Here is a 2,628-nt window from a genome sequence, read left to right as displayed (position 1 = left end):
CTGAAATGATGCCATCATTTGCCCCCATCACACTCGCCCGGACAACATTTATCTTCTCAGCTAAATTCATATTTCTCTCCATATAAATAAAAATGTTTTTATTTAAATTTTTAAAATAGAAAATCTATTAATTAGTCAACATAGGATTGATTATATATAAAAGAAGAATTTAATATCTGATATTTTCTCATAAAGTACTTAATTTCCCCTACACCAAAACTTAATTATGATAAATTATCATAATTTTCTCATAAAAAATAACGGGACTAATAAAAGTAGATTGTCTATTATTGGAAAGCGTTAAGAGCTGTTTATTATAACTTTTAGCAGCTAGATAGTATTTTAACTATTTACTTAATAATTTTTTGAAAGGAGAAAATAAAATGATTAAAAAAACTTTGCCAAATAAAGTTGCTGCAGTCACAATCATATTTTGGATTACGAAAATTATTTCCACAGCAATGGGAGAGTCTGTCTCAGATTTTCTAAGTCAGACTTTTAATCCTTATTTAGTAGTTATATCAACAATTATAGTAACGGCTAGCCTCATTGGAATACAAATTTTTTCACAAAAATATCATATATGGTTATATTGGGGCGCAGTTGGTTTGATTGCTATCTTTGGGACTATGTTAGCTGATAGTATTCATATTGCTTTAGGAATCCCTTATGAAATATCTGCACTCGGTTTTGCGATTCTGCTTATTGTTAATTTTTCTATTTGGTATGGTATCGAAGGCACGCTTTCCGTTCATGAAATTACAACTCGCCGTCGTGAATTATTTTATTGGTTGACAATCTTGTTTACATTTGGTCTTGGAACGGCATTAGGCGATTATACTTCGCACGTCTTGAACTGGGGAACTCTAAATTCAGGATTTTTTTTCCTAATTTTATTTGCAATACCTATTATTTGGCGAGTATTCTCTAAAAAAGCTGAGATTTTGACTTTTTGGTCTGCTTATGTAATGACTAGGCCCCTCGGTGCTTCATTTGCTGATTGGGGTAGTTATGGTCTTTATGGCCATAATCCAGAAGGCGTTGGTTTTTTCTTGCTAACAATTTTTCTAATTTTATTAATTGCTTTAAGTGCAAAAAGCTTCTTAGGTATTAAGAGAAATGAGACTGTCACTTCTCAATAACTTTTAGATTTAAATAAAGGTCTTATACATTGTGAAAGGAAATTTCATTGATTATAAGTTTAATTATCGCTTATTTACATTTTGATCAAATTTTACCAGAATTAATGAAAACAAATGCTTTATTAGTATATGGATTTTTATTTTTGATTATCTTTACTGAAACCGGTTTAATTTTTGTACCTTTCTTGCCTGGAGATTCAATTATATTTATATCAGGCAATTTATCTAATCTTAGTGGTGGATTTAACTTGTATATAGTCATCTTTGGTTTTATCGTTTCAGCAGTCATAGGTGATTATGTTAATTTCGAGTTCGGAAGACATTTAGGAATTAAAGTTGCTAAATCAAATAGGCTCAAAAAAATAATTAAATCGAAATATCTTATAAAATCTGAGAAATTTTATTTTAAATATGGAAAAATGGCGATATTTTTTGGACGTTTTATACCTATAATTCGTACCGTTATTCCTTTTACAGCTGGAGTTAGCAAGATGAGTTATGAAAGCTTTTTTAGATACAACGTTTTTGGTGCAATTTGTTGGATTTTATTAATAACATTAAGTGGTTTCTTTTTTGGAAGCATACCATTTGTTAAAAATAATTTTGATTTATTTTTAATTGGAATTTCTATTACATCATTATTGACGTTGATTATAAATGGTTTTCGTTATTATTTGAATAATTATAAATATGGGAAATGATAAATTATTATGATCAAACAATTAAATAAAATTGATAAAATATCTTTATTTGGTGGCTTTGGTTGCCTCTACATTTTAATGCTATCTATTTTTTTTCAAAGTAATTGGTTATTTTATTTTGACAATTCATTTCCGTTTTTTTCTGGATCTTCGGAAACTTCTAACTTAATCAAGAAATTAAGTGTAATTAATAACTTTAGTAGTCCGATTATTTCATTATTTTTTTGTGTACTAATTATTATATTTTTTCTATGGAACAAACAAAAGTATACTGAGTCTATTTGGGCTGTTATGCTAATTATTACCGGAAATGCTGCTTGCTTTTTACTTAGAGAACTGGTTAAAAGGCCACATCCTTTTGGAGCTCTGATCCATACAGCTAGGTATTCTTTCCCGTCGGTTAGCGTATTTAGTATTATGATTTTAGTCTTTCTTATTTGGCATTTTATCGTACCGAATTTTAGCTACTTATTTTCTAGAATTACTATAAGATTTTTGTTAGTTTTTTGGATAATCGTTATTTCTTTAATTAAGATCTATCTTTGCGCAGTTTTTCCGAGTGATATTTTGGCTAGTATTTCTTTGTCGATTGGCATGGAGTCTTTTACAAAACTAGGCTTAAAACCGATGAAACATTATAAAGACTGAATACAACTAAAAATAATATTTATTTTTATGGGAGGAAAAAATATGGATAAACTTGTTATCGTCATTCCGGCGTATTTCGAAGAAGAGGTTTTGGATTCTACAATTTCAACGCTCACTCAGATTCTTGAACAATTATC

The 2,628-nt window shown here is 28.9% G+C and carries 3 protein-coding genes and 1 pseudogene; 3 read left to right on the top strand and 1 reads right to left on the bottom strand.

Annotated features, from left to right (window positions below):
• Positions 1-70 (bottom strand): annotated as a pseudogene (locus A3G9_RS1000000110720) (VIT1/CCC1 transporter family protein); the annotation flags it as partial.
• Between the two features lie 313 nt (positions 71-383).
• Here A3G9_RS1000000110720 and A3G9_RS0109225 point away from each other — a divergent pair.
• The 3 genes from A3G9_RS0109225 to A3G9_RS0109215 are packed head-to-tail and all read left to right on the top strand — an operon-like array spanning position 384 to position 2,491.
• Positions 384-1,142: a COG4705 family protein gene (locus tag A3G9_RS0109225; protein ID WP_002817083.1), complete on the top strand. Its 759-nt coding sequence runs from the start codon at positions 384-386 to the stop codon at positions 1,140-1,142.
• Between the two features lie 47 nt (positions 1,143-1,189).
• The gene (locus A3G9_RS0109220) at positions 1,190-1,843 is read left to right on the top strand and encodes a VTT domain-containing protein (RefSeq protein ID WP_002817082.1); all 654 of its coding nucleotides are present in this window, start codon (positions 1,190-1,192) and stop codon (positions 1,841-1,843) included.
• A 9-nt stretch (positions 1,844-1,852) separates the two neighbouring features.
• On the top strand, positions 1,853-2,491 hold the full coding sequence (locus tag A3G9_RS0109215) for a phosphatase PAP2 family protein (RefSeq protein ID WP_002818300.1): 639 nt from the start codon (positions 1,853-1,855) through the stop codon (positions 2,489-2,491).
• Positions 2,492-2,628 lie beyond the last annotated feature (137 nt).

Source organism: Oenococcus oeni DSM 20252 = AWRIB129 (assembly GCF_000372485.1).
GTDB lineage: Bacteria > Bacillota > Bacilli > Lactobacillales > Lactobacillaceae > Oenococcus > Oenococcus oeni.
The sequence above is the reverse complement of the archived record's forward strand: the minus strand, read 5'-3'. Positions and strand labels throughout refer to the sequence as shown.

Excerpts from the sequence above, each read along its gene's own strand:
- A3G9_RS0109215 (WP_002818300.1), top strand. The coding sequence starts at position 1,853 with ATGATCAAACAATTAAATAAAATTGATAAAATATCTTTATTTGGTGGC.
- A3G9_RS0109225 (WP_002817083.1), top strand. The coding sequence starts at position 384 with ATGATTAAAAAAACTTTGCCAAATAAAGTTGCTGCAGTCACAATCATA.